General features: G+C 37.6%; 22 protein-coding genes and 2 pseudogenes. 17 read left to right on the top strand and 7 right to left on the bottom strand.

What is annotated here, in order from left to right; translation table 11 throughout:
- Positions 1-96 precede the first annotated feature (96 nt).
- The 3 genes from A5N88_RS11590 (at position 97) to A5N88_RS11580 (ending at position 2,679) form a co-directional block, all read left to right on the top strand.
- Positions 97-486, top strand: a complete 390-nt coding sequence (locus tag A5N88_RS11590; protein ID WP_066266126.1) for a CidA/LrgA family protein — start codon at positions 97-99, stop codon at positions 484-486.
- The gene (locus A5N88_RS11585) at positions 461-1,162 is read left to right on the top strand and encodes a CidB/LrgB family autolysis modulator (RefSeq protein ID WP_066266124.1); all 702 of its coding nucleotides are present in this window, start codon (positions 461-463) and stop codon (positions 1,160-1,162) included. The genes A5N88_RS11590 and A5N88_RS11585 overlap by 26 nt, the downstream gene beginning before the upstream one ends.
- Before the next feature lie 434 nt (positions 1,163-1,596).
- Positions 1,597-2,679 carry an alpha/beta hydrolase family protein gene (locus A5N88_RS11580; protein ID WP_066266122.1) on the top strand — a complete coding sequence of 361 codons (1,083 nt, stop codon included), beginning with the start codon at positions 1,597-1,599 and terminating at the stop codon, positions 2,677-2,679.
- Between the two features lie 355 nt (positions 2,680-3,034).
- Here A5N88_RS11580 and A5N88_RS11575 read toward each other — a convergent pair whose 3' ends face one another.
- Positions 3,035-3,640 carry a TetR/AcrR family transcriptional regulator gene (locus tag A5N88_RS11575; protein ID WP_066266121.1) on the bottom strand — a complete coding sequence of 202 codons (606 nt, stop codon included), beginning with the start codon at positions 3,638-3,640 and terminating at the stop codon, positions 3,035-3,037.
- Between the two features lie 181 nt (positions 3,641-3,821).
- On the opposite strand from A5N88_RS11575, the gene A5N88_RS24910 reads away from it, so the two are divergent.
- Both A5N88_RS24910 and A5N88_RS11570 read left to right on the top strand, forming a co-directional pair.
- Entirely contained in the window at positions 3,822-4,001 is a 180-nt protein-coding gene (locus tag A5N88_RS24910; RefSeq protein WP_157090663.1) for a hypothetical protein, read from the top strand.
- Between the two features lie 420 nt (positions 4,002-4,421).
- Positions 4,422-5,765, top strand: coding sequence for a GntP family permease (locus A5N88_RS11570; protein ID WP_066266118.1), 1,344 nt, complete (start codon positions 4,422-4,424; stop codon positions 5,763-5,765).
- A 254-nt stretch (positions 5,766-6,019) separates the two neighbouring features.
- Here A5N88_RS11570 and A5N88_RS11565 read toward each other — a convergent pair whose 3' ends face one another.
- Positions 6,020-6,541 (bottom strand): GNAT family N-acetyltransferase, encoded by a 522-nt coding sequence (locus A5N88_RS11565; RefSeq protein WP_066266115.1) that lies wholly within the window; start codon positions 6,539-6,541, stop codon positions 6,020-6,022.
- A 209-nt stretch (positions 6,542-6,750) separates the two neighbouring features.
- Positions 6,751-7,271 (bottom strand): annotated as a pseudogene (locus A5N88_RS24345) (transposase); the annotation flags it as partial.
- Positions 7,272-7,539: 268 nt separating this feature from the next.
- Here A5N88_RS24345 and A5N88_RS11555 point away from each other — a divergent pair.
- From A5N88_RS11555 to A5N88_RS11525, 7 genes are all read left to right on the top strand, one after another.
- Complete coding sequence (locus A5N88_RS11555; RefSeq protein ID WP_066266110.1) at positions 7,540-8,220, top strand: response regulator transcription factor; 681 nt, start codon at positions 7,540-7,542, stop codon at positions 8,218-8,220.
- Complete coding sequence (locus A5N88_RS11550) at positions 8,217-9,686, top strand: sensor histidine kinase (protein WP_066266107.1); 1,470 nt, start codon at positions 8,217-8,219, stop codon at positions 9,684-9,686. The genes A5N88_RS11555 and A5N88_RS11550 overlap by 4 nt, the downstream gene beginning before the upstream one ends.
- Positions 9,687-10,004: 318 nt before the next feature.
- Positions 10,005-10,385, top strand: a complete 381-nt coding sequence (locus A5N88_RS11545; protein WP_066266105.1) for a VOC family protein — start codon at positions 10,005-10,007, stop codon at positions 10,383-10,385.
- Between the two features lie 337 nt (positions 10,386-10,722).
- On the top strand, positions 10,723-11,169 hold the full coding sequence (locus tag A5N88_RS11540; protein WP_066266103.1) for a GNAT family N-acetyltransferase: 447 nt from the start codon (positions 10,723-10,725) through the stop codon (positions 11,167-11,169).
- A gap of 24 nt (positions 11,170-11,193) precedes the next feature.
- Positions 11,194-11,775 carry a GNAT family N-acetyltransferase gene (locus tag A5N88_RS11535; RefSeq protein ID WP_066266102.1) on the top strand — a complete coding sequence of 194 codons (582 nt, stop codon included), beginning with the start codon at positions 11,194-11,196 and terminating at the stop codon, positions 11,773-11,775.
- Positions 11,776-11,896: 121 nt separating this feature from the next.
- Positions 11,897-12,727 (top strand): hypothetical protein, encoded by an 831-nt coding sequence (locus A5N88_RS11530; protein ID WP_066266098.1) that lies wholly within the window; start codon positions 11,897-11,899, stop codon positions 12,725-12,727.
- A 94-nt stretch (positions 12,728-12,821) separates the two neighbouring features.
- Positions 12,822-13,511: a DUF2711 family protein gene (locus tag A5N88_RS11525; protein ID WP_066266095.1), complete on the top strand. Its 690-nt coding sequence runs from the start codon at positions 12,822-12,824 to the stop codon at positions 13,509-13,511.
- 75 nt (positions 13,512-13,586) lie between these two features.
- Here the strand turns inward: A5N88_RS11525 and A5N88_RS11520 are convergent, their stop codons facing one another.
- Positions 13,587-14,186 carry an O-methyltransferase gene (locus A5N88_RS11520; RefSeq protein ID WP_328006904.1) on the bottom strand — a complete coding sequence of 200 codons (600 nt, stop codon included), beginning with the start codon at positions 14,184-14,186 and terminating at the stop codon, positions 13,587-13,589.
- Positions 14,187-14,602: 416 nt separating this feature from the next.
- On the opposite strand from A5N88_RS11520, the pseudogene A5N88_RS25840 reads away from it, so the two are divergent.
- The 3 genes and pseudogenes from A5N88_RS25840 to A5N88_RS11500 all read left to right on the top strand — a co-directional run bounded on the left by A5N88_RS25840 (position 14,603) and on the right by A5N88_RS11500 (position 16,761).
- Positions 14,603-15,465: pseudogene (locus A5N88_RS25840) on the top strand (AraC family transcriptional regulator).
- Between the two features lie 412 nt (positions 15,466-15,877).
- On the top strand, positions 15,878-16,036 hold the full coding sequence (locus A5N88_RS24905) for a hypothetical protein (protein WP_157090662.1): 159 nt from the start codon (positions 15,878-15,880) through the stop codon (positions 16,034-16,036).
- 500 nt (positions 16,037-16,536) lie between these two features.
- Positions 16,537-16,761, top strand: coding sequence for a hypothetical protein (locus tag A5N88_RS11500; protein WP_066266089.1), 225 nt, complete (start codon positions 16,537-16,539; stop codon positions 16,759-16,761).
- 230 nt (positions 16,762-16,991) lie between these two features.
- Here the strand turns inward: A5N88_RS11500 and A5N88_RS24900 are convergent, their stop codons facing one another.
- Positions 16,992-17,135 (bottom strand): hypothetical protein, encoded by a 144-nt coding sequence (locus A5N88_RS24900; RefSeq protein WP_157090661.1) that lies wholly within the window; start codon positions 17,133-17,135, stop codon positions 16,992-16,994.
- 302 nt (positions 17,136-17,437) lie between these two features.
- Here A5N88_RS24900 and A5N88_RS11495 point away from each other — a divergent pair, with 302 nt between their 5' ends.
- Entirely contained in the window at positions 17,438-17,959 is a 522-nt protein-coding gene (locus A5N88_RS11495; protein ID WP_066266083.1) for a DUF6241 domain-containing protein, read from the top strand.
- A 196-nt stretch (positions 17,960-18,155) separates the two neighbouring features.
- Positions 18,156-18,794, top strand: a complete 639-nt coding sequence (locus tag A5N88_RS11490) for a pyridoxamine 5'-phosphate oxidase family protein (RefSeq protein ID WP_066266080.1) — start codon at positions 18,156-18,158, stop codon at positions 18,792-18,794.
- A gap of 105 nt (positions 18,795-18,899) precedes the next feature.
- Here the strand turns inward: A5N88_RS11490 and A5N88_RS11485 are convergent, their stop codons facing one another.
- The gene (locus A5N88_RS11485; protein ID WP_083953127.1) at positions 18,900-19,142 is read right to left on the bottom strand and encodes a spore germination protein; all 243 of its coding nucleotides are present in this window, start codon (positions 19,140-19,142) and stop codon (positions 18,900-18,902) included.
- Between the two features lie 221 nt (positions 19,143-19,363).
- Entirely contained in the window at positions 19,364-20,263 is a 900-nt protein-coding gene (locus A5N88_RS11480) for a hypothetical protein (protein WP_066266077.1), read from the bottom strand.
- Between the last annotated feature and the right edge of the window lie 207 nt (positions 20,264-20,470).

Here is a 20,470-nt window from a genome sequence, read left to right as displayed (position 1 = left end):
ATTGTAAAATTTAAGAGGCATCCATTGCTAGATGACTCTTTTTTTATATAAATACATTTGTGATTTATTTCACAATATAAAGGATGAGAATTTAAAATGAAGATTATCACAAAGATAATGCAGGTATGCTTTCTTTACATTCTTTTAATCATCGGTAATTTTCTGTCAAGTGTCCTGTATTTACCAATACCAGGAAGTATTATTGGGTTATTTTTATTATTTTTACTACTGTCGTTAAAAGTGATCAAAGTGGCGTGGGTGGATCTTGGCGCTACTTGGCTTTTATCTGAGCTCCTTCTTTTCTTTGTCCCTTCTGCAGTTGGCATTGTTCAATACAAGCAAATTATGGGGATTCAAGGAATTAAAATTGTATTAGTCATTATATTAAGCACCTTGGTGGTGATGGCATTTACTGGTCTTTCAGCTGAAATTTTATCTAAATTTAGAAGGGGTGGAAAACGTGGAACTGCTTCTGCCGATCGTTAGTATTATCCTAACTGTTGTTATATTTGTTTTATGTAAAAAGCTTTATAAAAGATGGAAATCTCTCTTGCTTTCGCCCATATTAATTTGCCCGATTGTCTTGATTATACTGCTAATGGCTTTTCATACGCAGTATCCAACTTACAATAGCGGTGCCAAGTGGCTCACAAAATTACTGGGTCCGGCAACTGTTGCATTTGCCGTTCCTATGTATAAACATTTTCAGCTGCTAAAAAAACATGGGGTTGAAATTATTGTTAGCCTGGCAGTAGGCTCATTTACAGCCATCGTTTCTTCATTCCTTATAGCATTGTGGATGAAACTGAGCCCAAATCTCATTAACAGTTTGGTTCCACGTTCCATAACCACCCCAATTGCAATGGATATTTCAAAAACCATTGGGGGGATACCGACTATGACGGCTGTATTTGTAATCATAACAGGGCTGACGGGGAGTATATTAGGACCAATATTAATTCGACTGATTTCAATCAGATCCTCAACCGCTAAAGGTCTGCTCCTTGGAATGGGTGCTCATGGAGCCGGAACTTCAAAAGCATTTGAAATGGGAGAGCTGGAAGGAACGTTTGCAAGCTTAGCTATGGTTGTAGCGGCCATCATAAGCATTATTCTTGCCTATACCTTTTTTCCAATTTTGCAGACGGAATTGACTCCTTAATCTATAAAAATATGTCTAAACATGAATATATCTAGAGCTCGTTAGTCTTATAAAACATGATTATTCTCTATTAAAATTCAGATAAGGAGAGTACCTGCTTTGGAATATACATGGATGCGCCATCTGGTTCTGGAGCGGCTTTGTCAACTGGTACATCTCTGAAATCCAGAAAATTGTTCCCGAGTGAGAAATGGTGAAGTGAGTCTATTTGCGAATGTTGCGTGATGGGTTAGTTGCTGCCAAAAAAAGTTCCAATAAAAAGTCTGCCCACATTGCAAGTGGGACATTTTTGTACTAGCACTTTATAGTTGGTTATCCCTTTTAAATATGAGAAACTTAAGAAGAATAGAAAAATTAGTGATAAGCTTTTCTGCTTAGTTCTTTTATAAAAATACTTCAAATACATATTTTATGTTTTTGGGAGGGAATTTTTTATGATCGTTAAAAAACGTGTTTTTAGCTTGGACGAATTCACTTTTGAAGCTGGAGTAAGCTTGCCAATCCAAATTGGATATGAAACCTATGGAACACTAAACGAAGACCATTCAAATGCTATTTTAATTTGCCATTTTTTTAGCGGGAACAGCCATATTGCCGGCAGATATGCCAATGAACCGGAAAATGCCGAACCTGGCTGGTGGGACACAATGGTTGGCCCTAGAAAAGCATTTGATACCAATCGCTATTTTATTATCAGTTCGGACGTACTGTGCAATGTGAATGCGAACAATTCTCATGTAATTACGACAGGCCCGTCTTCTATAAACCCGCACACTGGAGAAAAATATGGTCTATCTTTTCCCCAAGTAACCATACGGGACTTTGTGAGGGTGCAGTATGAACTTGTAAAATCCTTGGGCATAGAAAAAATGTATTGCGTTGCAGGGCCATCAATGGGTGGAATGCAGGCTATACAATGGGCTGTTGATTATCCAGGTTCAATGCAAAAGGTCATTTCTGTAATCAGTGGAGGACGTATGCCTGCCTATACCGGTGTGATACCGCTGCAGATAGGGGTGGATGCGATTCGTATTTCACCTGAAGCAGGGCTCAGATTGGCCGTAAAAATGATGACTCTTCAAAACAGATCATATGAAGCTGCGACTCAATTATGGGGGCACCCCTTACCTATTTCGGACCCGTTGGCCAAATGGGATTGGGATCAACAACCGCATAAATATTTTCAAGAATTGGATCATTTGATTGAAAGCCGGATAGGGGATGTAGATCCTGAACATTGGCTATATATTACAAGGGCTAATCAACTGTTCAATATTGAAAATGGCTACGAGTCCTACGATAAAGCATTAGAAAGAGTACAAGCGGAGGTATTAGCGGTGCCGGTTTCAAGTGATCTTTTGCTGCCGCCTAAAGAAAGCAGGGATTTGATAGAGCGATTACGAAGGTTAGGAAAAAAAGCACACTATTTCGAAGTGACAACCGATTGCGGCCACTTGGCAGCTCTTTTAGAATATGAGAAATTTGTAGATCCTATTAAACAATTTTTGGAGAACTAACTAGCCGTTTGAAAAAGGGATGAAGTCTCTAAATCTTTAATAACTCTTAACCTTTGGAATACTTGTTTTCCTGGATGGAATATACTCAGGCACAATGTATACACCTGCTTTAAAGCTTCACGACAAGTAGATAAGATAAGTAGTTTTATCGAGCATGAATAAAAAGTCAGCTATTTTGGAAATTAAAGATGTGAATATAATCCAGACACTCTAGGACACTAAGTGACAGCAAAAATACTGTTACTTAGTGTCCTTTGTTATTACAAGATTGGGATGATGGAAACAATTAAGAAAGAAGAAACAACTAAAAAAAAGAATTGGCAGCAAGGTCTTGTCAAAAAATCGAAATATCTCTTTACAAGTGCTTCTGCAGCCCATCGATGACGGTTTTTGTAAGTGGAATGGCTAACGATTCTAAACTGCGATCAGAGTCGTGTAACCCCCAATGGTAAATGATTCCCATTAAGCTTTGTATAATCAGTGTTGAGGTGTCATCTAGGGATTGATCTGTTTTAATGGTGCCTCGTTCCTTCGCTTCTTCAAGTAATAATCGAATAATTTGAAAGAGTGAGCGGTTTTGATCTAAAAAGTATGTATGCTCTTTTGAATCTAACGCAGAACTGTATATGACTTTCATAAGATCTTTGCCCATTTCTTCATCTAGAAATCTCATTAATTTCTGGATGAAAATAAATAGTTTTTCAAAAGAATCCATGTCATCAGGGAAAGAGTGGAATACTTTGCGATAGTAATCGTCGACTTCTGTGAATCTCACTAAGAATATGTCCGATTTTGCGGAAAAGTGTTGGTAAAAGGATCCTTTTGATGTGCCGCTTTTTTTTACTATTTCATCTACTGTCACTTTGTCATAACCTTTTTCACTAAAAAGTTTTAAAGATGTAATTAAAATTTTTTCGCGAGTTTTTTCGCCTCTGCGTTGCTTTTTTTTAGGTTCAAGCATTTTTTAAAAACCTCCAAAATAATTGTTGACAGAATATTTCTAGAATTATTAAAATTAGACTGTAGTCTGATTTGTTTCTTGAGTAAGGGTCTATTTAATTTAGCGTAGATAATAAATAATCACAACAGTTGATTATCATTTGAAATAAAAAGATAACGCTTACATTTGATGTGATTAACACATGAGAGGTCAAGTAGTATTTAAAGTCAACGAGTCTAATACAACTTTAAAGGGGGTGATGCATTTTTTAGAAAATGGCCTTGATTTTATAGACACACTAATAATGTTGTTAGCAGGAAAGCTTAAAGTTCAATATAGTTCAGAAACATCAGCTAAGCTGAAACAAACCCGTCAGCAATAATCACCAATAAAGCTAACGTTCTTAGGTATACCAACAACTGATAAAATTACAGCAATCACCCGAGTCTTAGTCCTTATTCCATCAACAATATGCGATGCAAGCTGAAGAAGTTAATCAATCCATATAATTTCACGATCAGTAAATTATCTGAAAAAATAGAATGGTATGTTAGGAAAAGAAATCCCAATGGTTGTCCGTTTCTAATCCATTAATATTAAATGAACGCCGTAATTTTTACGATATTATAACCGGATAAATTAGCGTTGACTGAAATGATTATACCGAACAAGAAGCCCTTAAATTGGCACACGACAAATGAAACACCCCAGATTGGGGAATTGCAATGAAGTTTTTTTTCTAATAACAAATGCAAATAAATAAAAATTATTGTTATTAAACTATTTTTAGGGGGATCCATAAATGGAGATTGTTTTGCTCGTGGTAGCACTTGGACTGCTAACCTGGATGACTTTACGAGGGATTAACATTATTATTGGGGCAATCATTGCGTCTTCTTTCGTTGCAGTAACGGGGGGACTAAATGTCGCAAAGGTTTTAATGGAAACGTATATGAAAGGGTTTACAGGATTCTTCGCATCATGGTTTATATTATTCTTACTCGGAGCTATATTTGGTAAAGTCATGGCTGATACGGGAGCTGCTGATTCCATTGCCAACGCACTTATGAAGTATCTGGGGAAGAAATGGGCAATACTTGCAACAGTGCTTACTTGTGCTATCATGACGTATGGTGGTGTATCGCTTTTTGTAGTTGGATTTTCGGTTTACCCAATAGCTGAATCGTTATTTAGGGAAGCAAATTTACCAAGACGTTTTATACCTGCTGCAATTGTGCTCGGATCAGTTTCCTTTACTATGACTATGCCTGGATCACCAGAAATTCAAAACTTAATACCCGGTACGTTTTTCCATACAACTCCATGGGCAGGCGGGGTAATAGGGATTATTGTAGCGGCGGGGATTGCTGTTGCAGGATGTACTTACCTTTTACATGCAGTGAAAAAAGCAGTTGCACGCGGAGAGCATTTTGAGGAACATTCCTCTGAAGTGAATATCTTAACGAATGCTCATCATGAAATGGCAGCAGCGGCAGAAACGGTTTCTTTTAAAAAAGAAAAACGGCCGAATTTTTTGGTGGCTTTGATTCCATTGTTAGTAGTTGTGATTAGTTTGGCTGTTTTGACAAATGGATATCATATTGAATCGTCAATCGCAGCGATTTATTCAATGGTTGGCGGTATTATCATGGCTTGGTTATTAATGTTTCCTTTCATTCGCCAATTTTGGGGTTCACTGGCAGAGGGCGCCTCGGAATCCATTACAGCAATTTCTAATACCTGTGCTGTTGTTGGATTTGGATCAGTTGTTGCAATCACGCAGGGCTTCCATCAGGTGGTTTATGCGGTCACTCACATTCCTGGGCCACCATTGTTGGGTCTTGGTATTGGAGTTACGGTGATTGCAGGGGTGACGGGTTCCGCTTCAGGAGGACTGGGAATTGCACTTCCAATTTTGACCCCTATTTATACCAAGATGGGACTTAATCCAGGCGCCATGCATCGTGTTTCAGCACTAGCTTCTGGCGGTTTGGATGCTATGCCTCATAACGGCTATGTAGTGACACTGATTCGTTCCATTGCAAAGGATACACATAAACGTGCATATTGGCCGCTTGCAGTAGTTGCCGGAGTGATAACAACTATTGGCATGTTAGTTGCTATTATTCTCTTTTCCATTCATTAAATTTCGAAAAATAAATCAATAAATATACTAGTTTTTATAGAGGCTTTTGCTAAATTTAGCAAGGGCTTTATTTTTTTGTTTCACTACTCCATGTCTCGCCCCTTGTAGAGCAATAAAAGTGGGTGAAATTTTTTTAAAAGGCTATGTTTTAAAATAGTGTTGATAATATATCAATTTTTAAGGGAAGCCATTCTGATTGCCCTTAATGTTAATTTTAAGAAGAATGCGTCTTAACCGCATTTGACAGCATATATTCAATCAAGTATTTTTTCAAAATATATGCTATCACACCATTTTCCATTTTTATAAATATATTTATTATAACGTCCAACAAATTGAAAGCCATTCTTAATTAATACTATTTGAGAACCTATGTTATCAGGTGATGTTCCTGCTTCTATTCTATGAAGTCTATGATTATTAACTGCTTCATCTAAAATAAGTTTTACTGCACTTGTTGCATACCCCTTCCCTTGATGCTCCTCACCAATTCTATAACCGAGTTCAGCCTTATTAAAGCTTCCTCTTACTATTGATACTAAATTTATTCTGCCAAGAATCACTCCGTTATGATTCTTTATCAAATACATACTTATTAATCCTTTCTCTTGTTCCTCGATTGACTCCTTTATTAGTGTATTGAAATTATTTAATTCATAATAGTTATCTCCTCTTGGGAAACCTACTCTTTCAAAAAAAGCCCTATTTTTAAGTTCGAATGTAAAAAGTTCCTGTGCATCTGACTCCTCAAGTAAATTGATTATAATATCTGACATAAAAGCCTCCTTAAAATCGTAGTAAAATACAAGATTGCACTAAATTATAGTTTATCTATAATGCTAGTGATAACTTTGATTTCCATATAATGTTATAATTAAACGAATATCGGCTGACTTTTTTTAAAATCAGTTATTATGAGCGTTGGCTACATTACATTGACCCATAAAGTTTTTGATTTTTGCTACTTTTCTGTTATTTTTAAATAACCTCTTTTACGAAATTTCCTTTTCATTTTAGAAAGATTTGTACCTTTAAAACTCTCTGCCAAGAATACTTCATCAGCCTCAACTATACCTTCAACGAAGCCTACACCAAAAAATCCCCTTATACAAACAAGTATTTTATGCCTCTAAAAGAAACTTGTTGCAATATTAATCTCTACAATTTTAGCACTCTTTCTAATAGAATAATCTGTAATCATACATTTAGCATATTTAAGCCATTTATCTAAAGTTTACTTACTCTTATAAGTAGCAGAGTTTGTAAAGTCAGTCTTATTACAGGATTTGCATATATATCGTTGTTTCCCTTTATACTTTCCGCTTCTGAACACAGTTTCAGCATTACAATGAGGGCAGACTTTTCCCTTGGCAAATCTAATTCCTTAACTTCCTGTGTAACTTGATTTACTTGTGAACCTATTACAAGAATTTCCTCCAAGTAACAAAATAATTGCTCATGCTGGGTTAGGGATAGTTTCTGAATATCTGAACTTAAAGTTGGTATACTTGCCTTTTATGACCTCCTATTCTATGAATGTGGTTTAATTATAGGATACCGCCAAAAAACATATCAATTTTTAACATTGATTTAAAACATAGCTTTTTTTAAAAAAGCAAGTGTAGTAGATTAACCGTAATGGAAGGAATGGTTAATCATTGTGCCCTTTAAATTTTCGGCTGGTTTTCAGCTTCCATTCAGTTCAGTTCAAGCCAAGAGTAAATAATAGAGATATAATAAGGTTAAAAGCTGCAAAATGAGGAGAACACGATTCATGCAAATAAAGGGAATTAAGATTTTGTTAATAGATGATGAACCATCCATACTGGAATTTTTGGAATTAGGACTGCAAAGTGAAGGCTTTGATGTACAGACTGCCCCGGATGGTCTGACTGGCGTTAACCTCGCAAAACAGTTCCAGCCGCATATCGCCATCCTTGATGTGATGATGCATGGAATGAATGGCTTTGAAGTATGTAAAATGCTTAAAAAAATGGGGAATATGGCAATCATCATGTTAACAGCCAAGGACGAAGTGGATGATCGTGTGAAAGGCCTGACACTTGGGGCCGATGATTATATGATTAAACCTTTCAGTTTTGAAGAATTGCTTGCGCGCATACATGCCCGAATCCGAAATCATTTTCCACATTTACTGGATGAAGTATTAATTGGCCCATTCCGTATCAACGACAGGCGGAAAGAAATTATTTATCAAAACAGAATTTTGGAGCTTTCTGCAACGGAATTTGTACTTCTCAAATTTTTAGTCATTAATCATGGGCTTGTTCTCTCAAAACCGCATATTTTAGATAAAGTATGGGGCTATGACTTTGGTGGTGAAGAAAATATTGTAGAAGTGTATATCCGTTCTTTAAGAGATAAGCTGAACGATAAGGAGCACCGATTGATTCGGACTCTCCGCGGTGCAGGGTATCGGGTGGATATTCCATGACAAGTGGAAAAACAGCAAAGGGAAGACGTTACGTTTTCTTTCAGTCACTCCGCCTGCAGCTCCTGTCACGTTCGTTATTTATCCTAGCGGGTTTATTGCTTCTGATCGGACTTTTGCAATTTATGTTCATGAAACACTTTTTATATCAAAATAAAGCGATGAGTTTACAAAGTCAGTTTTTTTCCATCCCTCAGATGATACTTATGGAAAACATTCTTTCTTCAGAGGAAAACAGGCCTAATCATCCAATGATTTTTTCTCCTGGTGTTAGCATGATGTATGTGAGTTCGGACGGGAGTGGAAAACGTATACTTTTAACAAAAAATCCTCAAGGCGACTCGATTCCTGCATTACCCAAACAGGATTATATGGATGTAAGCCATTCAAATCAAAAATTAATTTACAAGGTAGTAAAAGACAAGCAGGGACAGAATCAATTAATCGTTCTTCAGCCCCTAAGATTTCAGGGTAACCTGCAGGGTGTCATTCAATTGAGTTCTGATACAGGTCCATTGAAAGATATTCTGACCAGCCAAATCATCATTTATATATCCTTGTCCTGCATATCGCTCGTGCTGGGGCTGCTTACTTTTTTGCCTGTTCTGCGCCGTACGCTTATTCCTTTATCAAATATGGGAAACAAGGTAGAACAAATCAATTCAGGCAATTTAAATATAAGAGTGCCAGCCCATCAGGGACAGCTTGAAATTGACCGCTTGGCGGACTCCTTTAATGGGATGCTGGAAAGACTTCAAATCTCTTTTGAAGGAGAAAAGGAAGCAAAGGAGCAGATGCGGCGTTTCATCGCTGATGCTTCGCATGAACTTCGGACTCCTTTGACATCCATTCATGGATTTTTGGAAATTCTGCTTCGAGGAGCGGTTACCCGGCCGGAACAATTGAAAAAAGTCTTGAAAACGATGCTGGGTGAATCAGAACGTGTAAACAAATTGGTTCAGAATCTTTTATTATTGGCTAAGCTTGATCGCATTCCAGCCATTGAAATGGAGGAAGGATACCTGGATGAATTAATTAATGAAATGGAATCGCAGCTTCGATTGCTTGCAGGCGAAAGAAATGTGATCTTTTCCATTGCACCGCATGTAAAAATGAAAATGGATCGAGACAAAATGAAACAGGTTATTCTGAATTTGTACCATAATGCAGTGCAGCACACCAATCCGGAAAAGGGTATCATTATGATTACATTAAAAAAGGAGTCCAATGGTGTTGTCCTGGAGGTTGAAGACAACGGCAGCGGAATATCTGAGGAACATCTCTCCCACCTATTTGAGAGATTTTACCGGGTCGATTCATCACGCTCGCGCAAGTTCGGAGGAGCTGGACTTGGACTTGCTATAACAAAATCAATTATTGATATCCACAAAGGAACAATCCATGTAGAGAGTAAAATTGGAGAAGGGACAACCTTTCAGATCCGCCTCCCGCAAATTGACGAGAATTAGGGACGGTGCAAATCCTAATCAATTCTTTTGAGATACATCCTTAGTAAGAAATTTGCCAGCACCGTTATTAATAATAAGGCTCTGTTCTTCTTGTTAGATGATTTACGCTCCAGGTACTCGCTTTCTGTGGGCGTCCGGAAGCCTTCTTGCGGCGGGGTCTCCCTTTTCTGGCTTGACCCACAGGAGTCTTGGGAATCCATTCTTATCAACATTGTGCTTTAATAGTGCAATAGTATATAATAGGAAAAAATATTTAATAGCTTAGTTAAAATACAGCAGTTTATGAAAGCGGTTTAATATTAAGAACGGAGAGCTAAAATGATTAATAGAATTGGCCAGATAATGCTATATGTAAATGATCAGGATGAATCAATGAAATTTTGGATTGAAAAAGCGGGTTTTAGCTTGGTGACAGTTGAAGATAATGGGCAGGGGTTTAGATGGATAGAGCTCGCACCTTCAAAAGAAGCCGAAACGAGCATAATTCTTCACAATAAGGCACTCATTGCCGAAATGTCACCAGAACTTAATCTTTCTGCACCTTCATTATTGCTTTTTTCTGATGATCTGGACTCACTCTATAAAGATTTTTTAGATAAAAGTGTGACAGTAGGTGAGATTGTTACGATGCCATCTGGCAGGGTATTTAACTTCGCTGATAATGAAGGGAATTATTTCGCTGTTCTGGAAAGAAAGTAAATAACGTTCATTGTCATTTGGAAATGGAATACGCAATATATAAATGGAGGGCTGCGACAGAGCAGCCCTTTTCGTATAGGTGTTTACTAAAGAAAGAGGAATACGCCGCCTTTTTGAAGAATATGAAAAAAAACAAATCTTTATATGAGGTTTGTTAAATTCAACTCCAATCCTCCCTAAAAACTTATTTGGTTTGGAGGATGGAGTGAAGTTGTATAGGCATGAGGAAATAGATATGAGGTCTTTTCATTTGTTTTCTTTAAATGAGAAGAGGTATTTCTGTTTGACTTAATCAAAGCGTTTATCTAATTAAAAGAGAGAGGAATGGATACTATTTATGGATATAAGAAAACCAAACGAATACGAGCTTACACAAATTCTATCGCTTTCCCCTCAATCTCTGTATGAAGGCACGCTGGGACAAATAGAATCCAATCAGGAAAGACTGGAACAGATCATTCTAATGCTTATAGAAAAAGGAAGCTATTACTTAGCAGCAATAGAAAACCATCAAATCATGGGTTGGATTCTAATTGGATCAGTTAAAAACCAATTTAATGATGAAGTAAATGGATTTATTTATGAATTATATGTTCTTGAGGAGTTTAGAGGGAAAGGAATTTCCAAAAGGTTAATAGGAGAAGGAATTGATCATTTAAAAAATGAAGGATATGCGGAGATTCATTTAAATGCTTATGAAGGGAATCATGCCATTAAACTCTATGAAAAGTTAGGGTTTAATAGGAGGACAGTGATGATGAGCCTGCCACTAAAGTTTAATTAACCGTGAGCAAAGGGGGAGTGACGAGTGAGTGAAATAGAAGTCAGAAGACCTGTACTTGCTGATAAGGAAGATTTGTATCAATTCTTTAGTAAGGTGATCAGGGATACATTTGCCCGTGAAGGTTTATCAAAAATGAAGGAAGATATAAAAAACGAAATTGAAACCAAGAAAAGTTACTTGGAATCTGACTTTAAGAGTAATGGTAAGGATCGATTTTTTTGGCTGGCCAATGATTATAAAAAGAATAAAGTAATCGGCTGCATTGAGTATGGTCCTGCAAGTGAGTTGATTCTTGCATGCACAAATGGAGAGCTGAAAGGGTGGTTTGAAATCGGGACGGTATTTGTTGATCCAGACTACCAAAGACAAGGAATAGGGTCTCTCCTATTTCAAATCATGCAGCTTACCCTGCAAAGCCGAGGAATCCAATCATTTTGTTTGGACAGCGGATATTCCAATGCACAATATGTGTGGAAAAAGAAACTGGGTGAGCCGGAATATTTGCTAAGGGACTATTGGGGCAAAGGCAACAGTCATATGATATGGAGAAGGCATACAAATGAGTCAGCCGTAGTATTTGCGCAAATGAAGGCTGGTGGGATATAAGTGAAGAAATCCTCTAATTAAAGATTTTCTCAAGGCAAGAAAGGGAAGACCCAAATGATGTAAAAACCATTGAATCGCTTTCATACTACCATAAAATTCTACAGTAAAGAGGAGAAGAAAAGTGAAAAATATCATTCAACCGTTGTTTGCTCTGTCCGTCACAACCATGCTGTTAGCTGGCTGTACGACCACTGCCAACGAACAGGCATCCGCTCAGGAAAACACAACGAAGGCAAATGAAACAGCAAAGAATCATACAGCTGCATTGCAGCAAAAAACGCCTCTTTTAAAAGAAGAGGATAATGCAGAAAGCCAAATCATCACCGCTGAGGGATACATTGACCAGAAGAAATACGATGAGGCACAAAGAATCTTAGAAGGAGTTTTAGCAAAGACCAAAGGAAGTACGGGACTGGCAAAGGAAAAGAATCGAACAGAGGAGCTATTAAAACAAATCAAAACGTATAAAAACAAAGAAAAACAGACAAGAACAACGGCTAATAAAAATAATACCGTTAAATCAACGGTTTCTCTGCCAAACGGATTTACCTATAAAACATATTTTAATGGACGTTTCGGATTCACAGTACAATACCCTGATACTTTTAAAGAAGGTGCTGCTCCTGCAAATAATGATGGCAGGGAGTTTAGTGATGGAAATTGCACGATTACTGCATCTGGCATCAATGTGATGGAAGGAGATACTATAAAATCTGAATTCACACAAGCTCTTTCAGAGGCAGCGGGTTCTGTTTCTTACCAAAAAGTAAGCAGCAATTGGTTTGCCATTTCCTATAAAGCTGGAAGCAATATTGTATATAAAAAATCGATTATTCAAGATGGCGTTAGCTATGATGTGGTTATTGTCTATTCTTCTAGCAGCCAGAAAAAATATAATCCTATGGTAACGCACATCATTCGTACATTTATAGCAGGGCGTGGACAATACTAATCTTAAGATTTTCCATCTATAGGGGAGTTGAATAAGAAAGCTTTAAAAGGGATAATAGATTAGAGAATTTGAAAAGAAGGGAATTTAAACAGCGATGTTAGAGTATATTCAGTTCAATAATACATCATCAATTTTAAAACAGCTCCCCGAGCCCTTTGAATCTGCGGCAATTTTATTACATCCTTTTGTCAAAATGCCTGATGGCTGGGAAGACACAAAAAGGGAGTATCCTTATCAAATTATTTATCCCAGTGATGAAGAGATACTGAGTTTCGGTACTCCTGTTATGTGGAGAACGGTAATGGATAAATGCCAAATAAGCACGTATGAAGATATGGAGCTGGCACTGAAAACAGCGCTCGGGGCCCTTGGAAAAGAGCAGGCCAGAGAGGATTTAAAGGATCAACTAAACTCCATCTATAGGCCTAACCTTTATATCCCAGTGGAAGACAGCCTGCCAGCTCTATTATTAAAGGACATCCTGTCAGTTCTTGGCTCTAAAGAGGCTAAAACGATATTGTTCTCTGAACCAATCTACCACCGTAATGGAAAGTTGGTTATTCAGGATACGACTCCGTTAGAGATCTGTAATATTACAGACAGAGAGCTGCTGCTTACCGATGAAAATAACGATTTTGCCTTTATGAGTGTATATGATTCTTGTTTTACTCTATTTTTGGCTAAAGAAAAAAACATTAGCTCAATCATTGAGTCGATGAATTGGGAAGCCATTCTTTGTAATAAAGACACTTTTTTAGATTGGTTTTTGCCAAAGAGCATATAAAAAAATGGATGCAGGCGCCGCATCCATTTTTTTATATGCTTACAATCGATAAGGTCTTTTAAAAACAAAAATGTACTATTTTACGCGGCTAATAATAAAACCATCATACCCCTTCAGCCCGACTGTTTGAATCCCGACAGAATCAATACGCGTATCAGATGATAGGATGTCAATGAATTCCCTGATACCTTGAATATTAGCATCCTCGCTGTCTTCATTTACCACTTTTCCATCTCGGACGACATTATCAGCAATAATCAGGGCACCTGGAGAGGCTAGTTGAAGGACCCATTTTATATAGTGAGGATTATTGGGTTTATCAGCATCGATAAAAATGAAATCGAAGCCTTCCGCTTGTTTATGATGAAGGGTCGGCAAGGTATCAAGTGCAGATCCTTCTATTATTGTTACTTTATCCTCCACTCCAGCCATTTTAATATTTTCCTGAGCAACTTTTACATGAGCGGGATTAAACTCTAATGTAATAAGGCTGCCATCTTCAGGAAGAGCTTGTGCAAGCCAAATGGTGCTGTATCCTCCAAGCGTCCCAATTTCCAAGATGTTCTTTGCTCCCTTAATTTTTGCAAGCATAGATAGAAATTTTCCCTGGGTGGGTGAAACATCAATTTCAGGTAAATTATTTTTTCTATTGTTATAAAGAATCTTCTCAAAAATTTCACTACTCGGCTGTAATTGTATATAGAATGCTAGGAGATGGGAATCTATAGCATGTTTTATAAAGCAAAAAAGGAAAAAAGTTCATTTTGTCGAATATGATATATGTTTAATTGCTCTAAATATAGAGTTCGATCATAGATATACCTGCTGCTTCGGCGGCATTTTTTTATGGAGAAGTATAAATGGAACCCGTTAAGGACAAGTCTGATTTTAAATTTTATAGTGTTTGGAGCAGATAAACGATATTCCTGCTAAAACCGTTCATAAGAAATGCGATTAGCCAAATTATGAATGAACTAAAAAACAACAGCGTCCTATAACAGAACCTAGATTTAAAAAAAGGTCTGAACAAAGCATTCAATGACAGGTATTCAATGGCTTTGGCAAGTATTATATAAACAAGGAGGAGCTATATGGGAAGGGTTGAAGCTTTACAGAAGGCAATCAATTATATCGAAGACCACTTACTCGAAGATATCTCAATAGAGGATATTGCAAAACAAGCAAATTCATCTGCATTTCATTTTCAACGCACATTCACCATCTTGACGGATGTGACGGTTGGGGAATATCTGCGGAGAAGACGGTTAACCTTAGCAGCAAAAGAGCTAATGAACACAAATGACAAAATTATTGATCTGGCTTTAAAGTATGGCTACGACACTCCTGAAGCTTTTTCAAAAGCATTCCGCCGGCAGCACGGAATCACCCCTAGTGATGCCGCAGGAAAAGCGGAATGCTCAATTCTTGTAACCGCCTGGTTATCCAGGTGAGTCTGAAAGGGGCAGAACCGATGAGGTACAAAATTGTTGAAAGAGAGAGTTTTCAGGTAGTAGGGATAAAGAGGGAATTTTCAACCGTAAATGGTGAGAACCTAAACGGAATACCTAAAATGTGGGATGAGGCTCATTACGACGGTACAAACGATCTCCTTTTCAAACTCAACAATGGGAAGCTGCGAGGTGTACTTGGTGTGTGTGCAGCCAAGAAGGATGGTTCACCCGAACATCTAATGGAATATTGGATAGCGACTGAATATGACGGGCAAACTCCAGAAGGATTATCAATGCTGGATATCCCAGCTTCTAAATGGGGAGTCTTTGAGGTTCATGGCCCTATGCCGGATGCGATGCAAAACGCTTGGAAACAAATATTTTCAGAGTGGTTTCCATCGAATTCTTATGAGCACGCGGGAACTCCTGAATTGGAAGTATATTCGGATGAAGATCCTGCGAGCCCGGATTTATACTCTGAAATTTGGATTCCACTAAAGTAAGGACAATGAAACTGTACCTTTATGCCGTTTATTAAGAAAAATGCATCCAGGGCTATGTGGTCCTGGATGCTCATCATTCAAAATGTTGAATGTAAAATGAGTATTGTTGCAAAGAGTGGAAAGAATGTTGTGGAAAATAAAGAAAATGTTGTTAATGACGGATAATGCCAGACTTGCCCATAATTATGCAACGCCGTGACCGATCGATTAGAGTCGATCATGTATGAACACATCAACTTTTAACATAATACATTTATTATTGAAATAAATGCAGTAGCTTTTCAAAGGAATGCGGTGAAAATCTCATTAAATGCCGTAACTTTTTGGATAAATGCCTTAACTTGTCAAAACAGCTCTTATAAAAAAAGCGAAAATACCTCGTAACATCTCTCAGCCACTGTCTCAACAGAGAATGAGTGAAATTACCAGGCTGGATGAAGAGACCCAAGCAGATGTCATTTCTAAAGCCTTCTATGGATCAGAATCCCATGGTGCGACAGACGTGAGACTCCTTCGGGAAGGGTGGGTTAAGGAGGACCATGCTGGAGCACAACGCCGCGAAGGCTCCTAAACCACCATTATATAAATTTTCGGTAAACGAAACCTCAGCTTTAAAAACCTTCAAATTTCTTCCCGCTGGAACTTTTTTTCTTCCATGTCGGATCTCGGCTTTTCCAAGGTGAGGCTGCAGGCTGTCATCTGCAAGGGCATCCTTCATTATTAAATCCCATCAAACCATTTTAATCTCCGCATTCTTGGTGTTATCCTCTTTAGATTGAGACAGCTGATTCTATCCATATGACTTCTCCTTTAAGAAACGAGCATTTTTTACATGTTCATTGTCGATTTTAAAATCCCCAATTCACATTCACTAAGGACAAATCCCTTTCTTCCGAAGGTTTCAATAACTAAAAGGTAAAAAAGACTATCCGAATAATGCTACCGTCTAGCGTGTTAATAACCTAGGAATATTTGTATTATTGCTGGAATAATCTTTACATACAAAATGTAAACGCATACAAATTTAAAAGAGCTTCTTAGATTTCTATTCTAAGGATAGAGGGGATGTTTATGAAAAGCGTGAGGATTTTCCTGGCTGTACTCGTTATCATATTAGCCATTTATGGAATGCTTACGAATAGTGTGGAAATCATTCCTTACTTGATCTTTATTTTAGGTTCAATATCCTTGTTTAGAGGCATTTCAGAAATCTACTTAAAACGAATTCCCTATGCTATTATTTTTATCTTTACGTCTTGCTATATATTTTTTGTCTTATTTCAAATCATCCAATAAATAGTTAATGATAATTTTTTGAAAATGTTCATGAAACAAACTTTTTTAGCGCAAATAGCAACACTGAAAAAGCCTTAATTAGTGTTATTAATCCATTATAGCTCTCCTGATATTATGATCACAAAAAGGTAATGGGAAGTAATGAAAAGCTATTAAGGACTACCTTCAAATGACTCTTATTATTCCGGTTATAAAATAAGGGAACAGCCTATATAGCTGTTCCCTTTTCGCTATCTTCTATTTTCCTTGTCTTTCAAGCGGTTTTGCTCATCAGGATGCTGTCCAGGATTTTTAAGTTCATTTTCTTGTTTTTGATCGACTAATATCTTTTTTTCGTACTCCTCAAGGTCCTTATCCTTGTGATCGTTTGTCATTCAAATCCCTCCTGAAGACGTCATAATACTCTATTCCCTCAGAAAAAGTAAAAAAACAGAAGGGTATTCATTTATATATTTTTCCATATTTAAATTTTACTATAAATTATGTATCGTGGTCTCATTAAACCTTTTTCTCGGAAGAGTCCTGTTCTGCTGCAGGTGTTTGTTAAATAGCTATGAAATGATACAGAGTCGAATTTTTTAAAATTTTTTTTGAGTTTTATAAGGAAAATTAAAGAGCAGGGAGAATAATAGAAGTGTGATTAGGTTGAATTTTTTAGAGACAGGGGAGTGAGAGAATGAAAAAGTGGATGTACGGAATTCTGTCAGTCTTGGCCCTAGCGATCATTTTTGCAACTGTTTATTATGGATTTATTCATAATACAAACGTAGATAAAGCTGCTTCTTTTTCGAATGTAAAAGAAAAGAGCAAAGGTTTGAACAAGGAAAAGAAGCCTGCTGATTTAAATGGAGTGGAAAAAGCTTTAGGCATAAATGATCAATCCTCGGAGCAGGCAGTCGTGGAAGTGATGCATGAAATGACACATCAAAAAGTAAAGGCAGATGAAAAATGGGGAGCAGTTGAGATGGATCAGGATAATATTGATGCAGTACTCTCTGTATTGAAGTCAAGTGACTTTACTGATAAAGACCAAATGCTAAAGATCGCAGAGAACTGGAAAAAGGGGGATTTCTCGAATATTGTTGAGGATCATAACTACTTTTGGAAGCTGCAGGGGGGCAATGTAGGTAAAGCGTATGGCAAGCTGAGCAATAAAGAAGAAGAAGCTTATATTCAGAAAAATTTTAAAGATAAATAGAGTAGGTAGGATTATAATGGTAATGAAAAGGGTTGCAAATATTTAAGGCTTTTTTTGTGAAATTCAAGTTTAGTATTAAAGCTTTTGAGCAGCTTATGAAAAATATCATGGGGACAACCACATACTGAATGATCCTACATGTACGTAAAGCAACAATCTATGCAAAAACAAGCATATTTAAAAAGGCGTGAAGCATGTGGAAGCACGTAAAGTTTTTAAGAATGTAATAGAAACAGAGGAAGAATTGAGAGCATTGCTTGGTTTTCCAAGTGAATTGGTAAAAAACAAGGTGATTTCCAGCTTAGACGGCCATTGCCGGGATTTTATTTCAAAGTCACCCTTCTTAGTTTTATCCACTTCCGACAGCGATGGCCAATGTGATGCTTCTCCAAGGGGAGATTCACCTGGATTTGTCCTTGTTTTAGACGATAAATGGTTAGTGATTCCCGAAAGGCGGGGCAATAAAAAAATGGATTCCCTCCGCAATGTTGTCACCAACCCTCATGTAGGATTGCTTTTTTTGATACCGGGTCTTGGAGAAACGCTTAGAATCAATGGCAAGGCTGTTATCATAAAGGATGATGAATTGCTCGAAAAGATGGAGGTAAAGGGCAAAAGGCCCCTTCTTGGAATTGCTATTGAGGTAGAGGAATGCTTTATTCATTGTGCAAAGGCTTTTAAACGTTCTAAACTATGGGAGATGGATTCCTGGCTTGAGAATGGACTGCTGCCTTCTGCTGCAAAAATTTTATCAGATCATGCAAAGCTTCCCGGATATAATGATAGGGTGATTGCTGAAAGTCTTCAAGCGGGCTACAAAGAACGTCTCTATTAATATTTTTGGAATGGGCTTAAAAACGCGCAGTTATCAACATAGAAATTTAACAGTGCCTTTTGAATAAAAAAGAAGAGGTGCTCAATTAGGAGCGCCTCCGCTAATTTACAGATTTCCTACTGTAGGTTGATCAGCAGCGTTAATATCGAACAATAGATTATTAGAGCAATCATCCGTTACATTAATCGCTTTGCCTGTATTAAAGGCTCCTGCACCCGTCACGGTTTTCGAGGAGGTTTTTGGTGTAATGACTGCTATGTCCCCGAAGCCTGTAACGCCCCCGCTGAATACATTCCCGATACTTATGGATCCAACCACTCCTGGCATGCTTATCACCTTCTTCATCATATTTGCATTATCCTATGCAAAATGAGCCCAGTAAGACACTTTGCTTTATTTGTACCGCGATTAGGCAAGAAATGATATTTCCCGGCCAATAATATCAAGTGACGAGTACCTTCATTCAGAATCAAGTTCACTTGTTTATTTCTGCCTTGGCTTTGTAAAAGGACTCAGCTTTGCATAAAAAAAGAAAGCCTTTAATATGAGGCTTCCTTCAAAAGGTAAGTTTAAAAGGCTGTTGCAATTTTAAGGGCTGTCATAGCATCCTTAGTATCCGAAACTTCATAAATGACATTTTTATTTTGCCAGCTTATTCTTTGATTTCGGCTTGCCAGTTCGTCAGCAATAAATTCTCCAGCCCCTATATTATGTGGCGGAGGAAGCATTTCTTTCTCCAGGTAAGCAACAATTTGCCTCCCTGCCGTATGAAGGATGCTGCCATTGACGGTTCGTGCACGGACAGTAAAGGACCATCTGCCTTCATTCCATCCAAGATACTCAGAACCAGCCCCTGCATCAAAATAGCCTTTTATGCCATACCCCAAATTGGTAGAAGGATTCCCGCTTTCAAACTTCTTAAAGTCTTGGTAATTAATATAACTCCCTGCCTGGGCATCTGTCTTATAAAGAGTCCCTTTTACCGTACCAATTTTAATGGCATCGTTTCCGTTTGTCAGCTTGCTATTATTAATCGGAATCGGATTTTTTGACTCATAAAATGTCACAGAATAATGCGTCCTGTCAGACTCAGTTACTGCTGTAAGATGGTATCCTTTGTCCATGGGAAGTGCATTTGGCAAACGTACTGGTACTTGTGTTTTTAGTTGTTGTTCCGTCGCTTTGATTACCTCCTGCATCGTTAAAGTCCGATTAGAAGAGGTTTGTGCATTACTGGTGGAAGTTTGGCTACTGCTATTGGATGCCGTTTGGCTGCTTGAAGAGGACTGATTCGATCTGGAAGAATCCGATCCATTATTTTGACCTGTGCTTCCATTCTGGCTGTTGGCTGTTTCTGTTGATTTATTTTGGCTGGTTTTATCTGATTGGCTGCTCCCAGTTGATGAAGAAAAGCTGCAGCCCGCCAGTGACAATGCCAAAGCTGCAAAAAGAATAAATGCCCTTTTCACATTTTTTACCCCCTATAGTTGTTACCATTTATTTCCCTGAAATGTCTTTCTTAAACAGTTATATCATTAGACGCAATTGGATAACAAAAGTTGCGATTTTTCTTGAAAAATAGGCTTAAAATATGAAAAATAGGTCATTTATCATAGCTGGTATTATGCAAAATTTGATTTTTAGTTAGGCTTTGTTAGAGGGTTCTGGTGTTTTTA

Source organism: Heyndrickxia acidicola, assembly GCF_001636425.1.
GTDB classification, from domain to species: Bacteria; Bacillota; Bacilli; order Bacillales; family Bacillaceae_C; genus Bacillus_AE; species Bacillus_AE acidicola.
This window is presented reverse-complemented; position numbering and strand designations above follow the sequence as displayed.

Bases quoted from the DNA above. Each gene is read 5' to 3' on its own strand.
- A5N88_RS11590 (WP_066266126.1), top strand. From the start codon at position 97: ATGAAGATTATCACAAAGATAATGCAGGTATGCTTTCTTTACATTCTT.
- A5N88_RS11580 (WP_066266122.1), top strand. From the start codon at position 1,597: ATGATCGTTAAAAAACGTGTTTTTAGCTTGGACGAATTCACTTTTGAA.
- A5N88_RS11575 (WP_066266121.1), bottom strand. From the start codon at position 3,640: ATGCTTGAACCTAAAAAAAAGCAACGCAGAGGCGAAAAAACTCGCGAA.
- A5N88_RS24910 (WP_157090663.1), top strand. From the start codon at position 3,822: ATGAGAGGTCAAGTAGTATTTAAAGTCAACGAGTCTAATACAACTTTA.
- A5N88_RS11570 (WP_066266118.1), top strand. From the start codon at position 4,422: ATGGAGATTGTTTTGCTCGTGGTAGCACTTGGACTGCTAACCTGGATG.
- A5N88_RS11565 (WP_066266115.1), bottom strand. From the start codon at position 6,541: ATGTCAGATATTATAATCAATTTACTTGAGGAGTCAGATGCACAGGAA.
- A5N88_RS11555 (WP_066266110.1), top strand. From the start codon at position 7,540: ATGCAAATAAAGGGAATTAAGATTTTGTTAATAGATGATGAACCATCC.
- A5N88_RS11550 (WP_066266107.1), top strand. From the start codon at position 8,217: ATGACAAGTGGAAAAACAGCAAAGGGAAGACGTTACGTTTTCTTTCAG.
- A5N88_RS11545 (WP_066266105.1), top strand. From the start codon at position 10,005: ATGATTAATAGAATTGGCCAGATAATGCTATATGTAAATGATCAGGAT.
- A5N88_RS11540 (WP_066266103.1), top strand. From the start codon at position 10,723: ATGGATATAAGAAAACCAAACGAATACGAGCTTACACAAATTCTATCG.
- A5N88_RS11525 (WP_066266095.1), top strand. From the start codon at position 12,822: ATGTTAGAGTATATTCAGTTCAATAATACATCATCAATTTTAAAACAG.
- A5N88_RS24905 (WP_157090662.1), top strand. From the start codon at position 15,878: ATGAGTGAAATTACCAGGCTGGATGAAGAGACCCAAGCAGATGTCATT.
- A5N88_RS11500 (WP_066266089.1), top strand. From the start codon at position 16,537: ATGAAAAGCGTGAGGATTTTCCTGGCTGTACTCGTTATCATATTAGCC.
- A5N88_RS24900 (WP_157090661.1), bottom strand. From the start codon at position 17,135: ATGACAAACGATCACAAGGATAAGGACCTTGAGGAGTACGAAAAAAAG.
- A5N88_RS11495 (WP_066266083.1), top strand. From the start codon at position 17,438: ATGAAAAAGTGGATGTACGGAATTCTGTCAGTCTTGGCCCTAGCGATC.
- A5N88_RS11485 (WP_083953127.1), bottom strand. From the start codon at position 19,142: ATGATGAAGAAGGTGATAAGCATGCCAGGAGTGGTTGGATCCATAAGT.